The sequence below is a fragment of the Acidocella sp. C78 genome, assembly GCF_907164655.1.
In genome coordinates this window covers 20,321-39,784 of record NZ_CAJQZK010000028.1, presented here as the reverse complement: position 1 = coordinate 39,784, position 19,464 = coordinate 20,321, and the positions used below count along the sequence as shown (strand labels likewise).

Genomic DNA, 19,464 nt, shown 5'->3' with positions numbered 1-19,464 from the left:
GATAAAAGTTTGGGTCTGGGGCCAAGGCCCGCGCGAAGCGATCCGTCGCCCAGGCAATGCCGCTGCTCAGCCCGGCGCAAAAGGAGGATTACAATGACACTTGTCCAGGAACTTGCCGCCCAGGGCGATTCCGGCCGTCCCGTCCGCATCGGGCTGATCGGCTGCGGCGAGATGGGCACTGACATTGTCACCCAGGTCCGGCTGATGCCGGGACTCGAACTCGCCGTGCTGGCCGAGCTGCGGATCGACGGCGCGCGGGCGGCGCTGGAGATCGCCGGCGTGCCGGCCGAGCGGGTTCGCACGGTGAGCAGCGCCGCCGCGGCCGAGGCCGCCATCGATGCCGGCATGATCGCACTGACCGACCAGGCCGATATCGCCTGCACCGCCGGGCAGGTCGATGTCATCATCGATGCCACCGGCAATCCCGGCTACGGCGCCGAGCTGTCGATGCGGGCGATGGATCACGGCAAGCATGTCGTGATGATGAATGTCGAGGCGGATATCACGGTGGGCGCCAGCCTCGCCGCTTATGCGGCCAAGCGCGGCGTGATCTACTCGCTCGGCGCCGGCGACGAGCCGACCGCGCTGATGGAGATCATCCGCTTCGCCCGCAGCCTCGGCTACCCGATCGTCGCCGCCGGCAAAGGCAAGAACAACCCGCTGAATTTCGACGCCGTGCCGGATGACTATGTGGAGGAGGCGGCGCGGCGACACATGAACCCGCGCATGCTGGTCGAGTTCGTCGATGGCTCGAAGACGATGATCGAGATGGTGGCGGTGGCCAACGCCACCGGCCTGCTGCCGGACGTGCCGGGGATGCACGGACCGCGCGCCGGGCTGGCCGAACTCGACCGCGCCTTCCGCCCGCGCGCCGAGGGCGGGCTGCTGAGCCGGGAGGGCGTCGTCGACTATTCGATCGGGCCGGGCGTGGCGCCGGGGGTGTTTGTCGTCATCCGCGCGCCGCATCCGCGCGTCCATGAACGGTTGCGCGACCTCAAGATGGGCGAGGGTCCGTATTTCACCTTCTATCGCCCCTATCACCTGACCAGCCTCGAAGTGCCGCTGACCGCGGCGGCGGCGGTGCTGCGCCGGGAATCGCACATGACGCCACTGGCGAGGCCGGTCGCCGAGGTGGCGACGCTGGCCAAGCGCGATCTCGCCCCGGGCACCACGCTCGGCAAGATCGGCGAGGCCGATTACCGCGGCTGGGCGATGACGGCGGCGGATGCGCGGGCGGCGGATGCGCTGCCGATCGGGCTTGCGGAGCGGGCCGAGATCATCCGTCCGGTCCGCAAGGGCGAGATGCTGACCTATGCCAATTGCCGGCCGGACCAGGGCATGGCCATCGTCCGGCTGCGCGCGACGCAGGACGCGGCGCAATATGCCGGCCTGCCCGCCTGACGGCTTCGGCCCGGCCGGCGCGGGGCGACTTCCCCGTCGGCCGGGCTTGCGGACATTTGTTGACTCCCTAAACTGATATCCCTGAGTTGCAATCGCGCAGGGAGGCGCATTTGTCCGTTCACCGCGCCGAGCAGGAACCGCTCGACCTGAAGACCCGCGTCGCCTGGCTGTATTTCATGGAAGGGCTGACGCAGGATGCGGTCGCCGCCCGCGTCGGGCTGACCCGCCAGCGTGTGCTCAAGATCATCGCCACGGCGCGACAGGACGGGACGGTGCAGGTCCGCGTCACCACCAACCTGTCGAAATGCATCGCGCTCGAACGGCAGATCGAGGCGCGGTTCGGGATCGGCGAGTGCATCGTCATCCCGGCGCCGGGCGAGGAGGCGGAGCTGACCGGGCTGCTGGGCAGCCGCGCCGGCGCCTATGTTTCGGATGCGCTGCGCGACGGCACGACGATCGGCCTCGGCTGGGGGCAGACGCTGCAATCAAGCCTCAGCAGCATCAGCGTGCGCGGCCTGCGCGGGGTGACGGTGGTGTCGCTGCTGGGCGGGTTGACGCGGGCGAGCGGCGTCAATCCTTCCGAATTCGCCTGGCGGTTCGCCGACCTGATCGGCGCGGAGAGCTTCCTGCTCAGCGCGCCGGCGGTGTTGCAGGACGCGGAGACGGCGGCGACGCTGCGGCGGCATCCGGGGATCGCGGAAGTGTTCGAACGGACGCGGATGCTGGACATGGCGCTGGTCAGCGTCGGCAATGTCGCGCCGAACTCGACGCTGATCCGCTACGGCATGGTCGATCGCGACACGCTGACCGAGGTGACCAGGGCGGGTGCTGTGGCCGACATGCTCTGCCAGTTCATCGACGCCGACGGGCAGTTGCTCGACCACGAGCTGAACCGGCGGATCATGGCCGCCGATGCCGCCAGCCTCGCGCGGACGCCGAGGCTCATCCTGGTTTCGGGCGGCTGGCAGAAGGTTCCCGCCCTGCTCGCGGCGGTGCGGCTGCTGCATCCGGCGGTGCTGATCACCGACGAGACCGCCGCCGAGGGCATGCTGATGAGCCCGGCCGCGGCGAACGACCGCTCTCCCGCCTGACACCGCGGCGGCGCGCCGCCGCGCAGCAATATTTCCGCAGGACCGCCCCGCCACAGCCGGGCGCACCCGCGCGCGCATGCTCGCCGTTCCGGCAAAAGTGACAGAGAGTTTTTATTGACAATTATCTTTGTCATTGGATATTTGTTTCAAGCCAGTGCAAACGGCACCCCTGTGCAGAGGAAACGAAGCCGCCATGGATCAGCCGACCGCCGATACCCTGACCCAAGCCCCACCGCCGGACGCGGCGCGCCAGCGCGAGGCGCTGCGGCGGATGTTGCTGATCCGCCGCTTCGAGGAGGCAGCGGAAGAGGCTTATATGCGGGGCGCCATTCACGGCACGATGCATCTCTCGATCGGCCAGGAAGCCAGCGCGGTCGGCGCCTGTCTCGACCTCGAAACCGGCGATTACATCACCTCGACGCATCGCGGCCACGGCCATTGCATCGCCAAAGGCGCTGACGTCGCAAGGATGTTCGCCGAATTCTTCGGCCGCGAGACCGGCTATTGCCGCGGCCGCGGCGGCTCGATGCACATTGCCGATATCGCGGGCGGCAATCTCGGCGCCAACGGCATCGTCGGCGGCGGCCTGCCGATCGCGACCGGGGCGGCCCTCGCCATCCGGCAACAGCGGCGGGCGGCTGTGGTGATGTGCTTCTTCGGCGATGGCGCGGTGAACGAGGGCGCCTTCCACGAGGCACTGAACATGGCCGGTCTCTGGAAACTGCCGGTGATATTTGTTTGCGAGAACAACAAATATGGCATGTCGGTCTCGACCGAACGCTCGATGGCGGTGCCGCGGGTGGCCGAACGGGCGCGGGCCTACGGGATGCCGGGCGTGCGGGTCGACGGCAACGACCTGTTCGCGGTTCACCGGGCGGCGGGAGCGGCGATCGCCCGCGCGCGGGCCGGTGGCGGACCGAGCCTGATCGAGGCCGAAACCTACCGGCTGCGCGGCCATTCGCGCAGCGACCGCAACCGCTACCGCAGCAAGGAAGAAATCGAGCACTGGCGCGGGCTCGACCCGATTCCGCGGCTTGAGCGGGCGATGCGCGACGCCGGCGTGCTGGACGCGGCCGGCATCGCCGCCCTGCGCGCCGAGGTCGAGGCGGAGATCGCCGCCGCGATCGCCTTCGCCGAGGGCAGCCCGGTGCCGGACCCCGGCGAGGTGACCCGCGATGTCTATGAAGGAGGGATCGCGGCATGAACGCCATCGTCAGCATCGATACCGGGCCGGAGGGGGCGGCGTGCCGCGACATCAGCTATGCCGACGCGATCCACGAGGCGCTGCGCAGCGCGCTGGAGGCCGATGAGCGGGTGTTCCTGCTCGGCGAGGATATCGGCGTGTATGGCGGGGCATTCCAGGTGACGCGGGATCTGGTTCATCGCTTCGGCGAGGGCCGGGTGATCGACACGCCGATCGCCGAGCTTGGTGCCGCGGGCGTCGCCGTGGGCGCGGCCCTGGCCGGCAGCCGGCCGGTGCTGGAATTCCAGTTCTCGGATTTCGCGACGCTGGCTATGGAGCAGATCGTCAACCAGGCCGCCAAACTGCGCTACATGCTCGGCGGCAATGCCTCGGTTCCGCTGGTCATCCGCATGCCGGCCGGCGCAGGCACCGGTGCCGCCGCGCAGCACAGCCAGAGCCTCGAAGCCTGGTTCGCGCATGTGCCGGGGCTGAAAGTGGTGCAGCCCGCCACCCCGCACGACGCCAAGGGGCTGTTGCTCGCCGCGATCGACGATCCCGATCCGGTGGTGATCTTCGAGCACAAGCTGCTTTACAAGACGACCGGCCCGGTGCCGGCCGAGGCGTATCGGGTGCCGATCGGCAAGGCGGCGATCCGCCGGCCCGGGCGCGATATCACCATCGTCGCCACGGGCATCATGGTCCATCGCGCGCTGGAGGCGGCGGAACGCCTCGCCGGGCGGGGGCACGACGCCGAGGTGATCGACCTGCGCTCGCTCCGCCCGCTCGACACCGCGACACTGATCGACAGCGTGACCCGGACGACACGGCTGCTCTGCGTTCATGAATCGGTGAAGATGCTCGGCATCGGCGCGGAAATCAGCGCCGCCATCGCCGAGAGCGCGGCGTTCGACCGGCTGGATGCGCCGATCCGCCGGCTTGGCGGCGCCGATTGCCCGATCCCCTACGCGCCCGGCCTCGAACGCGCCGCGGTGCCGCAGGTCGAGGATATCGAAGCCGCCGCCGCCCGCCTGATCGAGCGCGGGGAATAGCCATGGCCGTCGAGATCATCCTGCCGCGCGTCGACATGGACATGCAGGCCGGGCGGATCGCCCGCTGGCTCGTGCGGGAGGGGGCGACGGTGACGCCGGGCGAACCGCTGTTCGAGATCGAGACCAGCAAGGCGGCGATGGAAATCGAGGCGACAGCGGGTGGAATTTTGCACATCGTCGCGGGGCCGGAGGGCGGGGAGATCGCGGTGGGCAGCATCGTCGCCTACCTGCTCGCGCCCGGCGAGGCGGCGCCCGATGCCGCACCTGCCGCACGCGCAGCACCTGATCCTGCACCGGCATCGGTGCAGCCGGCGGCGCCCCTGCCTGCACCGACATCCGCACCCGTTGCGGCAGATGACGCGGCGCTGCTGCGGGCAACGCCGCTGGCGCGGCGGCTCGCCCGCAGCGAGGGGATGAACCTCGCCGCCATCGCCGGTTCCGGGCCGCGCGGGCGGATCACCCGGCTCGATGTCGCCCGCCACGCGCGGGACGCAATGCTTCCGGCCGCAACAGCGCGCACCGGCGGGCTGCCGGTGCGGCGGGCCGGCGGGCGAGAGGGCACGCCGGTCGTGTTCCTGCACGGTTTCACCTCGGAGGCGCTGGCGTGGAACGGGCTGATCGCGGCCCTCGCCCAGCGCGCCGGTGGAGCCTGCCCGCCGCTGCTGGCCTTCGACCTGCCCGGCCACGGCGCCGCACCCGACAGCGGCGAGGCATCCTTCGCGGCGCTGGCCGAGGCCGCCATCGGCGCGCTGCGGGCCGAGGGCATCGGCGCGGCGCATCTGGTCGGCCATTCGCTCGGCGGCGCGCTCGCCGCGCGGATCGCCCTGGATGGCCGGATCGACGCGGCCTCGCTGGTGCTGCTCGCCCCGGCCGGGCTTGGCGCCGAGATCGACGCCGCGGCGCTCGACGGGATTCTGCGCGCCCGCGCGCCGGACAGCCTGCGCCCCTGGATGGAGCGTCTGTTCGCGGCCCCCGCCCGCGCCGATGCCGCGCTGCTGCGCGCAACCCTGGAGGGTGGTGCCGCACCGGGGCGCGGCGACTTCCGCCAGCGCCTCGCGCGTGCGTGCTTTCCCGACGGCACGCAATCGGCCCGGCTGCGCTGGCAGGGAGGCGCCATCGCCGCCCCGGCGCGGATCGTCTGGGGGCGGCAGGATCGGATCATTCCCTGGCGGCACGCGCTCGCGGCACCGGGGCGCTTCGCCCTGCACCTGCTTGATGACTGCGGCCACATGCCGCAGATTGAGGCGACCGGCGCGGTTGCCGACATCCTGGCCGAGACCCTGCGCGGCGCACAGGTGCTGCTGCCGAGCCAAACGGACCGCGCGGAGGTTGCATGTTGAGCGACGATCATCTGACCCTCGAACGCCGCGTCACCGTTCGCATCCGCGACGGGCTGCACGCGCGGCCGGCGGCGCAGTTCGTCAAGCGGGCGCGGGGCTATGCGGCGGAGCTCTGGCTCGACCATGGCGGCAGGAGCGCGAGTGCCAAGAACGCGGTGAAGCTGATGCTGCTCGCGGTGAAGGAGAACGCCGAGATCGTGCTGCGCGCCGAGGGCGCCGATGCCGCGGCGGCGCTCGACGAGCTGACGCGCTTTCTCGAAACCGAGGACGAGGGCACGGCATCGCCGCTCGCCGCCGCGGCATCGCATGACGCCGCACCGCCCGGCGACAAAGGCACGACGGCGCCGCTGGCGACGGCGGCGCGGCGCGGCATCGGCGCCAGCCCCGGCGTGGCGCTCGGCCCGGCCTTCCGGTATTTTCCCGAGACGCTGGAGCCGCCGCATCATCATGTGCCGGACGCCGCGCGCCCGGCCGAGGCGGCGCGCTACGCCGCGGCGGCGGAGCGGGCGGCGGCGGCGCTCGGGCAGTGCGCGGCCCTCGCACCGGAGAGCGACGACGCGCCGATCGGCGGGATTGCCGCGGCGCTGGTGGAAATCGTCCGCGATGCCGATCTCGATGCCGCCATCCGCCTGCGGATCGCCGAGGGGATGGACGCGGTCACCGCCGTGCTCGATGCCGGCGGCGAGCTTGCCGCAACCTTCGCCGGCCTCAGCGACGCCTATATGCAGGCCCGCGCCGAGGATGTGCTGAGCGTCTCGCGCGCCATCGCCCTGGCCTGTCTCGGCCGGCAGGACCCCTCGATCGCGACGATCGCGGAAGGGGCCATCATCATCGCCGACGAGCTGACCGCCTGGGACCTGGCACGCGCACCCGGCGCGCGGATCGGCGGCATCGTCTGCGCGCGCGGCGCCGCCACCGCCCATGCCGCGATCATCGCCCGCACCCGGGGATTCCCGCCGTCTTCGGCATTGCCGGGCTGGAACAGGTGGCGGATGGCGCGATGATCGGGCTGGATGGCAGCAGCGGGGAAGCGGTGATCGATCCGGACGCGGAAACCCTCTCCGCCCTGCGGGCGCGGGCGCGCGGGGAAAGCGCCGCACGGGATGCGCTTGCGGCGTTCCGCGACGTCGCGCCACGCACCCGGGCGGGCGAGGCGATCGTGATCGCCGCCAATCTCGGCTCGGTCGGCGAAATCGGGGTAGCGCGGCAGGAAGGAGCGATGGGGATCGGGCTGTTCCGCACCGAGCTGCTGTTCATCGAGGCGCGCCGCCCGCTGGACGAGGACGAGCAGGTGGCGGCCTATGCGCGCCTCGCGACCGCCTTTCCGGACCATCACGTCACGATCCGCACCCTCGATGTCGGCGGCGACAAGCCGGTGCCGGGGATCGACATTCCGGACGAGGACAACCCTTTTCTCGGCTGGCGCGGCCTGCGCTACTGCCTCGACCGGCCGGAGCTGTTCGCGGTGCAGCTGCGCGCCCTGCTGCGCGCCGCCGTGCATGGCAATCTGCGGATCATGCTGCCGATGGTCAGCGACCCGGACGAGTTACGCCGCACCCGCGCCCTGATCGAGACCTGCCGGGCGGCGCTCGCCGCCGCCGGCGTGCCGCACGCGGTGCCGCCGCTCGGCATCATGATCGAGACCCCGGCGCGGCGCTGATGGCCGACAGCCTGGCCGCCGAGGTCGCGTTCTTCTCGATCGGCACCAACGACCTCACCCAATACATCATGGCCGCCGACCGGATGAACCCGCGCGTGTCGGGGCTGAACCGGCCGGATCATCCCGCCGTGATGCGGGCGATCGAGATGGTGGCGGCGGCCGGCCGGCGGGCGGGAATCCCGGTGTGCATGTGCGGCGAGGCGGCGGCGCGGCCCGATCTCATTCCGCGATTCGTGCAGCTCGGCCTGACCGAGCTGAGCATGACCCCGGCCGCGGTGCTGCGGGCGAAGGAGGTTGTCACGCAGATCTGAGGGCGCGGGCCATCTCGGCACCGCGCGCCGCCTGTGATATGCCGGTCAATGTTCAAGTCGATGGATGGCTATGGCGATGAACCTGCCCTTTCAGCCCGACCCCCTGCCGTTGCGCGAAGGCCTGCGGCGCCTGCGGCACGTTGTCCGGCGTGGGGGGGAGACGGCGCGGGAAGTGGCCGGCGGCGCGATGGGCGGCAGGGAGATGTGCATCGCCTCCCGGCTGGCGACGGCGGTGATCGCGGAGATGGAGCGGATCGCCGAGGAGTTCGACCGGATGGCCTCGCGCGCGGCGCGGCAGGCCTTCGGCCATGAAGAGGACCTGACCACCACGCTCGACGAGTTGCACGGCAATGCGCCGATCGGCCCCTCGCTGGCCTCGACGCTGTATACCGCGCTGACCCTCGTGCTGAAGCATATCGGTTCGGACACGCTGTTCGTCAGCGAGCTTGCCGCGCGCGAGGCGGTCAAGCGCTGGCAGGTGCTGCCGGGGCGGCGGCGGGCCAGCGGCGGTCAGCTCGCGGCGGGGCTGGCGATGCAGCTGGTCGACCGGCAGGTGATCCGCGGCGCGCATGTCGATCCGCGCTGCGTCGTCTCCGCGCCCTCGGTCCGGCCGGTGGCGATCTTCGCGGTGATGCTCTGGCTGCTGGTGGCGCGCAGCCCGGAGGAGAGCGAGGCGGCGCTGATCTCGGCCGCCGATATCGCCGCCGCGATCGCCGAACGCGTCGCCCTCGTCTTCGCCGAGCGGGACGAAACCGGGCTGATCGCGCTGCTCGAAAAGTATCGCAACAATGTCTGACGAGCCGGTCTTCTCGCGCGCCGACCTGCCGCCGACCAACGAGCCGCTGCGCATCGCCGCGCGGCGGCTGCGCTGGTTCAGGGCAGCCTTTGCCCGGGTGGTCGGCCGCGTCGGCGAGGAGCTTGGCTGCGCCTTCGAGATCGACGACAGCAAGCTGACCCAGATCTTCATCCGCTGGCTGGAGGCGCTCGACCGGCAGCGGCCGGTGCCGAAGGAGGAGCGGGCGGCGTTTCTCGAATTCGCCTCGTCGCTCGCCTTCCGCGAGCTGATCTCCAACCTGCCGATCCGCACGCGCGGCAACCCGGTGCGGGCGAAGCGCGAGATGCCCGGCGGGTTCTGGCCGGAAGCCTATGCCTGCATGATCTTCTGCCTCACCGTGCATTCGGCGACGCTGGAGCAGGAATATCACGTTGCCACCACCATCGATCCGCAAATCGCGGATCTGCGCTCCTGGTGGTCGTTCCGCGAGAACGCGCAGGAGGACCACGCGTTCTCCGCCGGGTTTTTCCAGAAGCTGCTCGGCCATGAGCCCAACTGGTTCGTGCCCGAACAGTTCCGCTACCGGATCGGCCGCTGGCTGCTGGAGCCGGCAGCCGACTCCCCGCCAACCTAGAGCACTTTCCGATCCATCCGGATCGGATGCAGTGCTCTATGGTATTGATAAATAGAGCATCATCCCTGCGGCCTGACCGGCGCGGCGGCGGCGGGATCGATCATGAAAAACCTCGCGTCTGTCGCGCAGACCCGCAAGGGAGAGGCGACAGGCATTTCCCGTTACAATTTTATGTTTACCAATACGTAAATTAACGGTATCAAACGGTAATTTGATCTGGAGGTTATCCGTGGATTTCAAAATGAATTGGACCGTCCGGCACCCGCCTCGGTTTGGGGTGATCGCCGCGCCGGCGAGTGGCGCGGTCAACGGAGGAGACGACCGGGCGTGAGCGGCGAGACATTCGATTATGTGGTGGTCGGGGCCGGATCGGCCGGCGCCGTGGTCGCCAACCGGCTGAGCGCCGATCCGCAAGTCCGCGTCTGCCTGCTGGAAGCCGGCAAGCCGGACCGGTCGCCCATGATCGACTTGCCGCTCGGCGTTGTCGGCCTGCTGCGGTTCAGGACCTATAACTGGTATTACTACACCGCGCCGCAGGCGGAGCTGAACGACCGGCGGCTGTATTGGCCGCGCGGCAAGACGCTGGGGGGATCGTCGTCGATCAATGCGATGATCTACATGCGCGGCCATCCCGAGGATTATGACGAGTGGCGCGATCTCGGCGCGCCGGGCTGGGGGTGGGACGACGTGTTTCCCATCTTCCGGGCGATGGAGCGCAACGAGCGCGGGGCGGATGCGTTCCACGGCGATACGGGGGAACTCAACGTCGCCGATCTCGGCAATCCGAACCCGCTGGGGCGGCGTTCATTCGCGCCGGCGTCGAGGCCGGGCTGCAGGACAACCCGGATTTCAACGGCGCGGCGCAGGAAGGTGTCGGGCCCTATCAGGTGACGCAGAGGCATGGCAGGCGGTTTTCCGCATCCCGCGCGTTTCTCGATGGAATCCGCGAGCGGCCCAACCTGCGGATCGAGACCGGCGCGCATGTCGCGCGGGTGCTGCTCACGGGACAGCGCGCCACCGGCGTCGAGGTGCGGATCGGCGGGGCGATGCGGCGGATCGCGGCCCGGCGGGAGGTGATCCTGTGCGGCGGAGCGATCAACTCGCCGCAACTGCTGATGCTCTCGGGCATTGGCCCGCGGGACGCGCTGGCGCGGGCCGGGGTGGACCTCGTGCATGAGCTTCCCGGCGTCGGCGCCAATCTGCAGGATCATCTCGACATCTCGGTGATCGTGCCCGACCGGAGCGGCAATTCCATCGGGGTGGCGGGTAACACGCTGGCGCGCGGGTCGCGGCGTTCTTCGAGTATCGCCGCAAGGGGACCGGGATGTTCCAGTCCAACGCGGCGGAAGCGGGCGGATTCGCGCGGCTGACGCCGGAGTCGCGGCGGCCGGAAATCCAGTTCCACTTCCTGCCGACCATCCTGCGCGACCATGGGCGCAAGCCGGTCTGGGGCCACGGGATGACGCTGCATTGCTGCCAGTTGCGGCCGAAGAGCCGCGGCAGCATCACGCTGCGCTCCGCCGATCCGTTCACAGCACCGGTGATCGATCCCGCCTATCTCAGCCATCCCGACGACCTCGGCGAATTGCTCGCCGGGCTGAAGCTCGGCCGGCGGATCATGGCGAGCCCCGCGATCGCCGCGCTGAGCGGCGGGCGGGAGATCGATCCGGGGCCGGCGCGCCAGGACGATGCGGCGCTCATCGATTTCATTCGCGCCTCGGCGGAAACCATCTATCATCCGGTGGGCACCTGCCGGATGGGCCAGGACGAGATGGCCGTGGTCGACGACCGGCTGCGGGTGCGGGGGATCGAGGGGCTGCGGGTCGCCGATGCGTCGATCATGCCGCGGCTGATCGGCGGCAACACCAACGCGCCCTGCATGGTGATCGGCGAGAAGGCGGCGGGTTTCATCAGAGCGCTTTCCCATCCGGATCGGATGTAGTGCGCCATGATATTGATAATTGGAGCATCTTTATCCGATCAGGTGACGCCATCTGATCGGATGATGCTCCAGCGCCGAACGCAACGAGCCGGCGGCGGCGATGGGCTGAGGCAACCGAGGCGAGGAGAGCGGGGATGGACGTGATCGAGACGACGATGCCCGGCGGTGTCGCGGGGCTGGAGGCGCTGTTCGCCGGCCAGCGGGCGCGGGCGATCGCGCTGCGCGGGTCGAGCGCCGAGGCGCGGATCGCGAAGCTGCGGGCGCTGGAGGCGGCGGTGCAGGCCTGGCGGCCCCGGCTTTACGCCGCCTTGCAGGAAGATCTCGGCAAGCCCGAGACCGAGGCGGACCTGTCAGAGATCCTGCCGGTGCTTTCGGAAATCCGCCATGCGCGGCGGCACCTGAAAGCGTGGATGACGCCGCGGCGCGCGGCACCGACGCTGACCACGCTGGGCACGCGGGCGCGCATCCGCCACGAGCCGCGCGGCGTGTGCCTGATCGTCTCGCCATGGAACTATCCGGTGAACCTCGCCCTCGGGCCGCTGGCCTCGGCGATCGCGGCGGGCAATACCGCGATCCTGAAACCCTCGGAAATGGCGCCGGCGACGTCCGCCGCGCTTGCCGCCATGCTCGCGGCGGCCTTCCCGCCCGAGGAGGTGGCCGTGGTCGAAGGGAATGCGGCGGTGGCGACCGCGCTGCTCGACCTGCCGTTCGACCACATCTTCTTCACCGGCAGCCCGGCGATCGGCAAGGTGGTGATGGCGGCGGCGGCCCGGCATCTCAGCTCGGTGACGCTGGAGCTTGGCGGCAAGTCTCCGGTGATCGTCGATGAAGGGGCGGATCTGGCGCGGGCGGCGAAGGCGATCGCCTGGGGCAAGTTCACCAATTGCGGGCAGACCTGCATCGCGCCGGATCATCTCTATGCCCACGAAAGCGTGCATGACGAGTTGCTCCGCCGGGTGCGGGCGGAGACGGCGCGGATGTATGGCGCAACGCCCGGCGCGGATTACGGGCGGATCGTCAATGAGCGGCATTTCGACCGGATCATGCGCCTGCTCGACGATGCGCGCGGACGCGGTGCTACGATCGAGGGCGGAGCGGCGGACCGGGCGCGGCGGCTGATCGCGCCGGCCTTCGTTATTGGCGCGCCGGATGATTCGGCGCTGATGCGGGAGGAGATTTTCGGCCCGGTGCTGCCGGTGATCCGCTTCCGCGACGCCGGCGAGCCGATCGCGGCGATCAATGCGGCGCCGAAGCCGCTCGCGCTCTACATTTTCGCGCGCGACCAGCGCGTGATCGACCGGGTAATCGGCGAGACCTCGTCGGGCGGGGTGGGCATCAACAGCACCATGCTGCATTTCATGCACGGCAACCTGCCGTTTGGCGGGGTCAACAATTCGGGGATCGGCAACGCGCACGGCCTCTATGGCTTCCGCGCCTTCAGCCACGAGCGGGCGGTGCTGAGGGACGTGGGCTCGGCGACGCCGATGCTGTTCCCGCCCTATACGAAACGGGTGCGGATGATGGTGAAAGCGGTGCTGCGGCTGGCCTGAGCGGGCGCGATGGCTTGACGCGCCGGATGGCGCGGGCGAGGTTTCGGTCATGAACGAACCCGCCCCGTCCTGCCCCGGACCCGCCCCCTCCCCGCACGGACCCGCGCGGTTCAGCGTGCCATATGGCGCGGTCGATACGCATGCGCATGTCATCGGCGCGCCGCCGCAATACCCCTATGTCGCGGCGCGGAGCTACACGCCGCCGCCAGCAACACCTGATGCCTATCTCGCGATGCTCGACGCCACCGGCATGACCCATGGCGTGCTGGTGCAGGTCAGCGTTCATGGCACGGATAACCGGCTGATGCTGGAGACCGTGGCGGCGCATCGCGCCCGGTTGCGGGGCATCGCGGTCAGCCCGCCCGACCTGCCGGCGCAGGCGTGGCGGGCGATGGCGGAGGCGGGCGTTGTCGGGCTGCGGATCAACACGCTGTTCGGCGGCGGGGTGGGGTTCGACCAGCTCGACCGCTACGAGGCGATCTGCGCCGAGCATGGCTGGCACCTGCAATTCCTGACCGATGTTCGCGCGCTCGGCGACCGCGCCGGCAGGCTGGGCCGCCTGCGCGTGCCGTTCGTGATCGACCATATGGGCCATTTTCCGGTCGCCGAAGATGCCGGGCGGCGGGGCTTCGACACCATGCTCGGCCTCGTGCGGGATGGCGGCTGGGTCAAGCTCTCCGGCGCCTATCGGCTGGACGATCCGCCGTATTCACGGACCGTCGAGCTTGCCCGCGCCCTGATCGACGCCGCGCCCGACCGGTGCGTGTGGGGGTCGGACTGGCCCCATGTCGCGAACTGGGCGCATATGCCCAATGTCGGCGAGCTGCTCGACCTGCTGGCAGACTGGGCGCCGGATGCGGCGGCCCGCGACCGCATCCTCACCGCCAACGCCCACCGTCTCTACGGGTTTCCGTAACCGCCGCCACCGGGGGTTTCGATGACGACGGCATCGCCGGCGGCGATCGTCGCCTGGTCGCGCCCGCCCATGATGTCGATCCCGCCATCCACGCGTTCGACCCATTGCCGGCCGGCCGCGCCGGGGGCGCCGCCCTCCATGCCGAAAGGCGGCACGGTGCGGCGCGAGGCAAGCACCGTCACGGTCATCGGTTCGAGGAAGCGCAGCCGGCGGCGCACGCCATCGCCGCCGCGATGCCGCCCGGCGCCGCCGGAGCCGCGCCTGATCTCGAAGGTTTCGACGCGCACCGGATAGCGGAGTTCCAGCACCTCGGGATCGGTCATGCGCGTGTTGGTCATGTGGGTATGGACGGCGTCGCACCCGTCGAAATCCGGCCCGGCGCCGGCGCCGCCGCAGATGGTTTCGTAATATTGGTGGCGCGCGTTGCCGAAGAGCAGGTTGTTCATCGTCGCCTGCGCCGAGGCGACGACGCCCAACGCGCCGAGCAGCGCCGCCGTCACCGCCTGGCTGACCTCGGTATTGCCGGCGACCACCGCCGCGCCCTGCGCCGGGTTGAGGAAACTGCCCTTGGGGATAATGATGGTCAGCGGCCGCAGGCAGCCTTCGTTCAGCGGGATTTCATCATCGACGAGGCAGCGGAACACATAGAGCACGGCCGCGCGGGTGACGGCGGGCGGGGCGTTGAAATTGCCCTTGTGCTGCGGCGCGGTGCCGGCGAAGTCGATGCTGGCGGTGCCGGCGGCGCGGTCGACCCGGATATCGACCATCAGCCGCGCGCCATCGTCCATCCGGTATTCGAAGGCGCCGTCGCGCAGCCGGCCGATGGCGCGACGGACCGAGGCCTCGGCGTTGTTCATCACATGCGCGGTATAAGCGGCGACGGTGGGCCAGCCATACTGATCCACCATCGCCCTGAACGCCGCGATCCCCGCTTCGTTGGCGGCGAGCTGGGCCTTGAGATCGGCCACGCATTCATCGGGGCTGCGGGCCGGATAGGCCGCGCCGGACAGCACAGCGCGCAGCGCCTTTTCCTGGAACACGCCGGCATCGACCAGTTTCATGTCGTCGATCACCACGCCTTCCTCTTCCAGCGTGGTGGCGAAAGGCGGCATCGATCCCGGCGTCAGGCCGCCGATATCGGCGTGGTGCCCACGCGACGCCAGAAAGCCGCGCAGCGAGCCGCCCGCATCGTCGAAGATCGGGGTGATGACGGTGATATCAGGCAGATGGGTGCCGCCGTCGAACGGGTTGTTCAGCGCGATGGCATCGCCGGGCCTGAGCGCCGCGCCGCGGCGGCGCAGCACGGTCCGCACGCTTTCGCCCATGGCGCCGAGATGCACCGGGACATGCGGCGCGTTCGCCACCAGATTGCCCTCGGCGTCGAACAGCGCGCAGGAGAAATCGAGCCTTTCCTTGATGTTGACGCTGCTCGCAGTGTTGCGCAGCACCGCCCCGGCCTGCTCGGCGACGGCCATGAACAGGTTGTTGAACAGTTCGAGACGCACCGGATCGAGGCTGACGTCATCGGCGCCGGCAGCCGCCTTGCGGGCCGCGCGGTGCGTGATCAGCAGGTGATTGCGCGGCGTGATTTCCGCGCGCCAGCCGGGCTCGACGATGGTGGTGGCGTTGGCCTCGCGCAGCATCGCCGGGCCGTCCACCGTGTCGCCGGCGAGCAGGGCCTCGCGCTCGAAGACCGGGGCGTCGTGCCAGGCGCTGCGGCTGTAGAGGCGGATATGGTCGATCGGCTCCGGCCGGCCGGACGCGCGGGCGGGCAGCGTCTGCTCGGTCACCGGCTCGCCCGGGGCCACCGCCTCGACTTCGATGCTCTCGACGATCAGCGCGCGGTCCGCCGCGACGAAGCCGAACAGGCGGCGATGCGCGGCCTCGAACGCGGCGCGCATCGCCGGGGCGTCGTCCAGCGGCACCGCCAGCGGCGTGTCGGTGCCGGCATAGCGCAGCTGGGCGCGGCGCAGCGTCCGCACCGCGGCCGGATCGACCCCCTGCTCGGCCAGCGCGGCGATTGCGGCACGAGCGAGGCTGGCGGCCACGTCCTCGATCGCGGCCACGGCCTCGGCGCTCAGCGCGCGTTCCACCGCCTGCTCGCGCAGCACGATCTGGTCGGCCAGCCCCATGCCATAGGCCGAGAGCACGCCGGCGAGGGGATGGATCAGGATGGTGCGCATGCCCAGCGCCTCGGCCACCAGGCAGGCGTGCTGGCCGCCGGCGCCGCCGAAACAGGCCAGCGCGAAAGCCGCCGGGTCGCGCCCCTTCTGGATCGAGATCTGCTTGATGGCCTGCGCCATGTGCGCGACGGCGATGCTGATGAACCCCTCGGCGATGCGTTCCGGCGTTTGCGCGGTGCCGGTCGCGGCGGAGATTTCGGCGGCGAGCGCGGTGAATTTCTGCCGCACCACCGCGTCATCGAGCGCCTCGTCATGGGTGGCGCCGAAAATCCTCGGGAAGTGATGCGGCGCCAGCTTGCCAAGGAAGAGATTGGCGTCGGTCACGGTCAGCGGGCCGCCGAGGCGGTAGCAGGCGGGGCCGGGATTCGCCCCGGCGCTGTCGGGCCCGACGCGCAGACGGGCGCCATCGAAGCCGAGCACCGAGCCGCCGCCGGCGGCGACGGTGTTGATCGAGAGCATCGGCACCCGCAGCCGCACGCCGGCGATTTCGGTCTCGAGGCTCCGTTCATAGGCGCGGTCATGGATCGCGACATCGGTGGAGGTGCCGCCCATGTCGAACCCGATGATGCGGTCGATCCCGGCCATCTGCGCGGTGCGGACGGCGCCGACGATGCCGCCCGCCGGGCCGGAGAGAATCGCATCCTTGCCGGTGAAATGGTGCGCTTCGGCGAGGCCGCCATGCGACTGCATGAAGAACAGCCGCGCCCCCGGCAGGCCGGCGGCGACACGATCGACATAGCGGCGCAGCACCGGCGAGAGATAGGCGTCCGCCACCGTGGTGTCGCCACGCGGGACCAGCCGGAGCACCGGGCTGACCGCGTGACTTGCCGAGATCTGCCGAAAGCCGATCTCGGCCGCGAGCCGGGCCAGCCGCGTCTCATGCGCGGGATAGCGCCACGCATGCATCCGCGCGATGGCGACGCTCTCGATTCCCGCCGCCCTGGCATCGGTCAGTGCCGCGATCGCCGCCGCTTCGTCGAGCGGCTCGATCTCCTGGCCATCGGCGCCGATGCGCCCGCCGATTTCGGCGACCCGCTCATAGAGCATGCCGGGCAGCCGGATGTCGAACGCGAAGAGGTCGGGCCGCGCCTGGGTGCCGATCCGCAGCACGTCGCCCAGCCCGCGATCGGTCAGCAGCAGCACCCGCGCGCCCTTGCGCTCGAGCAGCGCGTTGGTGGCGACGGTGGTGCCCATTTTCACCGCCTCGATCGCATCCACCGGCATCGGATCGTCCGGCCCGAGGCCGAGACAGCTGCGGATTCCGGCAATCGCCGCGTCAGCGTAGCTGCCGGGATTTTCGGACAGCAGCTTGAGCGTCCGCCGCGCGCCGTCCGGCGCGATCGCCACGATATCGGTGAAGGTGCCGCCGCGATCGATCCAGAACCGCCAGCGTGACATGGGTTCGGATGAAGCTGTCGCCGGTCCGGTCTGCATGCGGGTTTCTCCCCTGGCTGGCGCGCGCAGCGATCGAGGGCGCCATGGATATTTTTTATTGACGATTTGTCGATAAATTGTCAATGTTAGACCGCAATAAAATCGAGGAGGCGGTCTTGGCGGCAAAACCCGCACGCGACGCTGCGCAGAAACCGGCAGGCAAGGCAGCGGGCGAGCCCGTGGTGTCTTCCGCGCATCTGGCGGCGGGGCGCTCGCCCGGGCTATCGGAAGTGGAATTCGGCCTGAACCTCGCGACGATGGCCTATCAGCGCTGGATGGTCCGCTGCATGGCGGCGGCCGGGCTGCCGGGGCTGTCGCCGCTCGAAGTCCTGATCCTGCACACCGTCCGCCATCGCGACCGGCCGAAGCACATCGCCGACATCATGCTCGTGCTCGATATCGAGGAGACGCATCTCGTCACCTACGCGCTGCGCAAACTGACCAAGGCGGGGCTGATCGAGGTCGAGCGCGCGGGCAAGGAAAAGCGCGTTAGAGCCAGCGCCGCCGGCATCGCGCTATGCGCCCGCTACGGTGAAATACGCGAGCGCCTGCTGGTTGCCACCGCGACCGCCGCGGGGCCTGGCGAAGCAACGCTCAACGAGGTAGCAACGGTTCTGCGCAGCCTGTCCGGCATCTATAACCAGGCCGCCCGGGCGGCCGCGACGTTCTAACAAAAAGGGAAACGAGCATGGCAAGCGAAACAAGCGTCGATACGGCCGCGACACGCGGCGGGTTGGGCGCGCTATTCAGGGAGATGAACCCAGCGGAGTGGCGCACCTTCCGCGCCTGCGCCGGGGGCTGGGGCCTCGACGGGATGGACTTCATGATCTACCCGCTGGTGATCGGCACGATCATGCATCAATGGTCGGTCGCCCCCGGCCCGGCCGGCCTGGCGGCGACGCTGACCCTGCTCGCCTCCGCCATCGGCGGCTGGGTTGCCGGCTATGTGTCCGACCGCATCGGCCGGGTGAAAGTGTTGCAGATCACCATCCTGTGGTTCTCCGCCTTCAGCCTGCTCTCCGGCCTCGCACAGAATTTCGACCAGCTGGTCATCAGCCGCACCCTGCTCGGCTTCGGCTTCGGCGGCGAGTGGGCGGCCGGCGCCATCCTGATGGGCGAGACCATCCGCCCCGCCTATCGCGGCCGCGCGGTGGGGTCGGTGCAATCGGCCTGGGCGGTGGGCTGGGGCCTGGCCGTGCTGGCGCAGGCGATCGTGTTTTCCGTGGCCCCTGCGGCGATTGCCTGGCGGGTGATGTTCGCGATCGGCGCGTTGCCGGCGCTGCTGGTGCTCTATCTGCGGCGGAACGTGGCCGAGCCGGCCATCGCCATCGCCGCGCGGCGGCACGCCTCGCCGGGGCTGCTGGCGATCTTCGGCGCGAAACCATCGTCGTCACCATTCTGGGCGCGCTGCTCTCCACCGGCGCGCAGGGCGGCTATTACGCCATCACCTTCTGGATGCCGACCTTCCTGAAGGTGGACCGGCATCTGAGCATCGTCGGCAGCACGCCCTATCTCGCGGTGCTGATCCTCGGCAGCTTCGCCGGCTACCTGACCGGCGCCTGGCTGTCGGACCGGCTCGGGCGGCGAATGCTGTTCCTGATCTTTTCGGCCGGCGCGATCATCACCATCGTCGCCTATACCCAGATCGACATTCCCAACGAGGCGATGCTGATCCTCGGCTTTCCCGTCGGCTTCTTCGCCAGCGGCTATTTCTCGGGCATGGGGCCGTTCCTGACCGAGCTGTTCCCGACCCGCCTGCGCGGCTCGGGCCAGGGGTTCTGCTACAATTTCGGCCGCGGCCTCGGCGCGCTGTTTCCCGCACTGATCGGCTTTCTCACGAAATCGGTGGGCTATGGCAACGCCATCGCGATTTTCGCCGTTGCGGCCTACAGCCTGTTCTTTCTCGCAGCTCTCGCCCTGCCGGAGACGCGGGGGCGCGTGCTGACCGCGTAAGACCGCCCGCTGTCAGAAGGCAAGCCGCGCGCGCCCGGCGGG

The 19,464-nt window shown here is 70.0% G+C and carries 13 protein-coding genes and 3 pseudogenes; 15 read left to right on the top strand and 1 reads right to left on the bottom strand.

Going from position 1 to position 19,464, the window contains the following annotated elements:
- Positions 1-93 precede the first annotated feature (93 nt).
- The 13 genes and pseudogenes from ACIDOCELLA78_RS000000110450 to ACIDOCELLA78_RS000000110390 all read left to right on the top strand — a co-directional run bounded on the left by ACIDOCELLA78_RS000000110450 (position 94) and on the right by ACIDOCELLA78_RS000000110390 (position 13,852).
- The gene (locus ACIDOCELLA78_RS000000110450; RefSeq protein WP_201729522.1) at positions 94-1,401 is read left to right on the top strand and encodes an NAD(P)H-dependent oxidoreductase; all 1,308 of its coding nucleotides are present in this window, start codon (positions 94-96) and stop codon (positions 1,399-1,401) included.
- A 110-nt stretch (positions 1,402-1,511) separates the two neighbouring features.
- The gene (locus tag ACIDOCELLA78_RS000000110445) at positions 1,512-2,492 is read left to right on the top strand and encodes a sugar-binding transcriptional regulator (protein WP_201729521.1); all 981 of its coding nucleotides are present in this window, start codon (positions 1,512-1,514) and stop codon (positions 2,490-2,492) included.
- A 193-nt stretch (positions 2,493-2,685) separates the two neighbouring features.
- Positions 2,686-3,696, top strand: coding sequence for a thiamine pyrophosphate-dependent dehydrogenase E1 component subunit alpha (locus ACIDOCELLA78_RS000000110440; RefSeq protein WP_201729520.1), 1,011 nt, complete (start codon positions 2,686-2,688; stop codon positions 3,694-3,696).
- Entirely contained in the window at positions 3,693-4,724 is a 1,032-nt protein-coding gene (locus tag ACIDOCELLA78_RS000000110435; protein WP_201729519.1) for an alpha-ketoacid dehydrogenase subunit beta, read from the top strand. The genes ACIDOCELLA78_RS000000110440 and ACIDOCELLA78_RS000000110435 overlap by 4 nt, the downstream gene beginning before the upstream one ends.
- 2 nt (positions 4,725-4,726) lie before the next feature.
- Positions 4,727-6,064 (top strand): acetoin dehydrogenase dihydrolipoyllysine-residue acetyltransferase subunit, encoded by a 1,338-nt coding sequence (locus tag ACIDOCELLA78_RS000000110430; protein WP_201729518.1) that lies wholly within the window; start codon positions 4,727-4,729, stop codon positions 6,062-6,064.
- Entirely contained in the window at positions 6,061-7,068 is a 1,008-nt protein-coding gene (locus tag ACIDOCELLA78_RS000000110425) for an HPr family phosphocarrier protein (RefSeq protein ID WP_201729517.1), read from the top strand. Before ACIDOCELLA78_RS000000110430 ends, ACIDOCELLA78_RS000000110425 begins: the two co-directional genes overlap by 4 nt.
- Positions 7,065-8,035: pseudogene (locus ACIDOCELLA78_RS000000110420) on the top strand (phosphoenolpyruvate--protein phosphotransferase). The gene ACIDOCELLA78_RS000000110425 and the pseudogene ACIDOCELLA78_RS000000110420 overlap by 4 nt, the downstream one beginning before the upstream one ends.
- Positions 8,036-8,111: 76 nt before the next feature.
- On the top strand, positions 8,112-8,831 hold the full coding sequence (locus ACIDOCELLA78_RS000000110415) for a hypothetical protein (RefSeq protein WP_201729514.1): 720 nt from the start codon (positions 8,112-8,114) through the stop codon (positions 8,829-8,831).
- Positions 8,824-9,444 carry a hypothetical protein gene (locus ACIDOCELLA78_RS000000110410; protein WP_201729513.1) on the top strand — a complete coding sequence of 207 codons (621 nt, stop codon included), beginning with the start codon at positions 8,824-8,826 and terminating at the stop codon, positions 9,442-9,444. The genes ACIDOCELLA78_RS000000110415 and ACIDOCELLA78_RS000000110410 overlap by 8 nt, the downstream gene beginning before the upstream one ends.
- A gap of 327 nt (positions 9,445-9,771) precedes the next feature.
- Positions 9,772-10,814: pseudogene (locus ACIDOCELLA78_RS000000110405) on the top strand (GMC family oxidoreductase).
- A complete protein-coding gene (locus tag ACIDOCELLA78_RS000000110400) occupies positions 10,769-11,386 on the top strand; it encodes a GMC family oxidoreductase (protein ID WP_249676483.1) in 618 nt (205 codons plus the stop codon). The pseudogene ACIDOCELLA78_RS000000110405 and the gene ACIDOCELLA78_RS000000110400 overlap by 46 nt, the downstream one beginning before the upstream one ends.
- A 134-nt stretch (positions 11,387-11,520) precedes the next feature.
- Positions 11,521-12,936 (top strand): aldehyde dehydrogenase family protein, encoded by a 1,416-nt coding sequence (locus ACIDOCELLA78_RS000000110395; RefSeq protein WP_201729512.1) that lies wholly within the window; start codon positions 11,521-11,523, stop codon positions 12,934-12,936.
- 49 nt (positions 12,937-12,985) lie between these two features.
- Positions 12,986-13,852, top strand: coding sequence for an amidohydrolase (locus ACIDOCELLA78_RS000000110390; RefSeq protein ID WP_201729511.1), 867 nt, complete (start codon positions 12,986-12,988; stop codon positions 13,850-13,852).
- Here the strand turns inward: ACIDOCELLA78_RS000000110390 and ACIDOCELLA78_RS000000110385 are convergent.
- Positions 13,837-17,469: a hydantoinase B/oxoprolinase family protein gene (locus ACIDOCELLA78_RS000000110385; protein ID WP_201729510.1), complete on the bottom strand. Its 3,633-nt coding sequence runs from the start codon at positions 17,467-17,469 to the stop codon at positions 13,837-13,839. The genes ACIDOCELLA78_RS000000110390 and ACIDOCELLA78_RS000000110385 overlap by 16 nt on opposite strands.
- 116 nt (positions 17,470-17,585) lie before the next feature.
- Here ACIDOCELLA78_RS000000110385 and ACIDOCELLA78_RS000000110380 point away from each other — a divergent pair, with 116 nt between their 5' ends.
- Together ACIDOCELLA78_RS000000110380 and ACIDOCELLA78_RS000000110375 are read left to right on the top strand one after the other, a co-directional pair.
- Positions 17,586-18,140 (top strand): winged helix DNA-binding protein, encoded by a 555-nt coding sequence (locus ACIDOCELLA78_RS000000110380; protein WP_249676480.1) that lies wholly within the window; start codon positions 17,586-17,588, stop codon positions 18,138-18,140.
- 17 nt (positions 18,141-18,157) lie between these two features.
- Positions 18,158-19,422 (top strand): annotated as a pseudogene (locus ACIDOCELLA78_RS000000110375) (MFS transporter).
- The last annotated feature ends 42 nt before the right edge of the window (positions 19,423-19,464 follow it).

Bases quoted from the DNA above. Each gene is read 5' to 3' on its own strand.
- ACIDOCELLA78_RS000000110450 (WP_201729522.1), top strand. From the start codon at position 94: ATGACACTTGTCCAGGAACTTGCCGCCCAGGGCGATTCCGGCCGTCCC.
- ACIDOCELLA78_RS000000110440 (WP_201729520.1), top strand. From the start codon at position 2,686: ATGGATCAGCCGACCGCCGATACCCTGACCCAAGCCCCACCGCCGGAC.
- ACIDOCELLA78_RS000000110435 (WP_201729519.1), top strand. From the start codon at position 3,693: ATGAACGCCATCGTCAGCATCGATACCGGGCCGGAGGGGGCGGCGTGC.
- ACIDOCELLA78_RS000000110430 (WP_201729518.1), top strand. From the start codon at position 4,727: ATGGCCGTCGAGATCATCCTGCCGCGCGTCGACATGGACATGCAGGCC.
- ACIDOCELLA78_RS000000110415 (WP_201729514.1), top strand. From the start codon at position 8,112: ATGAACCTGCCCTTTCAGCCCGACCCCCTGCCGTTGCGCGAAGGCCTG.
- ACIDOCELLA78_RS000000110410 (WP_201729513.1), top strand. From the start codon at position 8,824: ATGTCTGACGAGCCGGTCTTCTCGCGCGCCGACCTGCCGCCGACCAAC.
- ACIDOCELLA78_RS000000110400 (WP_249676483.1), top strand. From the start codon at position 10,769: ATGTTCCAGTCCAACGCGGCGGAAGCGGGCGGATTCGCGCGGCTGACG.
- ACIDOCELLA78_RS000000110395 (WP_201729512.1), top strand. From the start codon at position 11,521: ATGGACGTGATCGAGACGACGATGCCCGGCGGTGTCGCGGGGCTGGAG.
- ACIDOCELLA78_RS000000110390 (WP_201729511.1), top strand. From the start codon at position 12,986: ATGAACGAACCCGCCCCGTCCTGCCCCGGACCCGCCCCCTCCCCGCAC.
- ACIDOCELLA78_RS000000110385 (WP_201729510.1), bottom strand. From the start codon at position 17,469: ATGCAGACCGGACCGGCGACAGCTTCATCCGAACCCATGTCACGCTGG.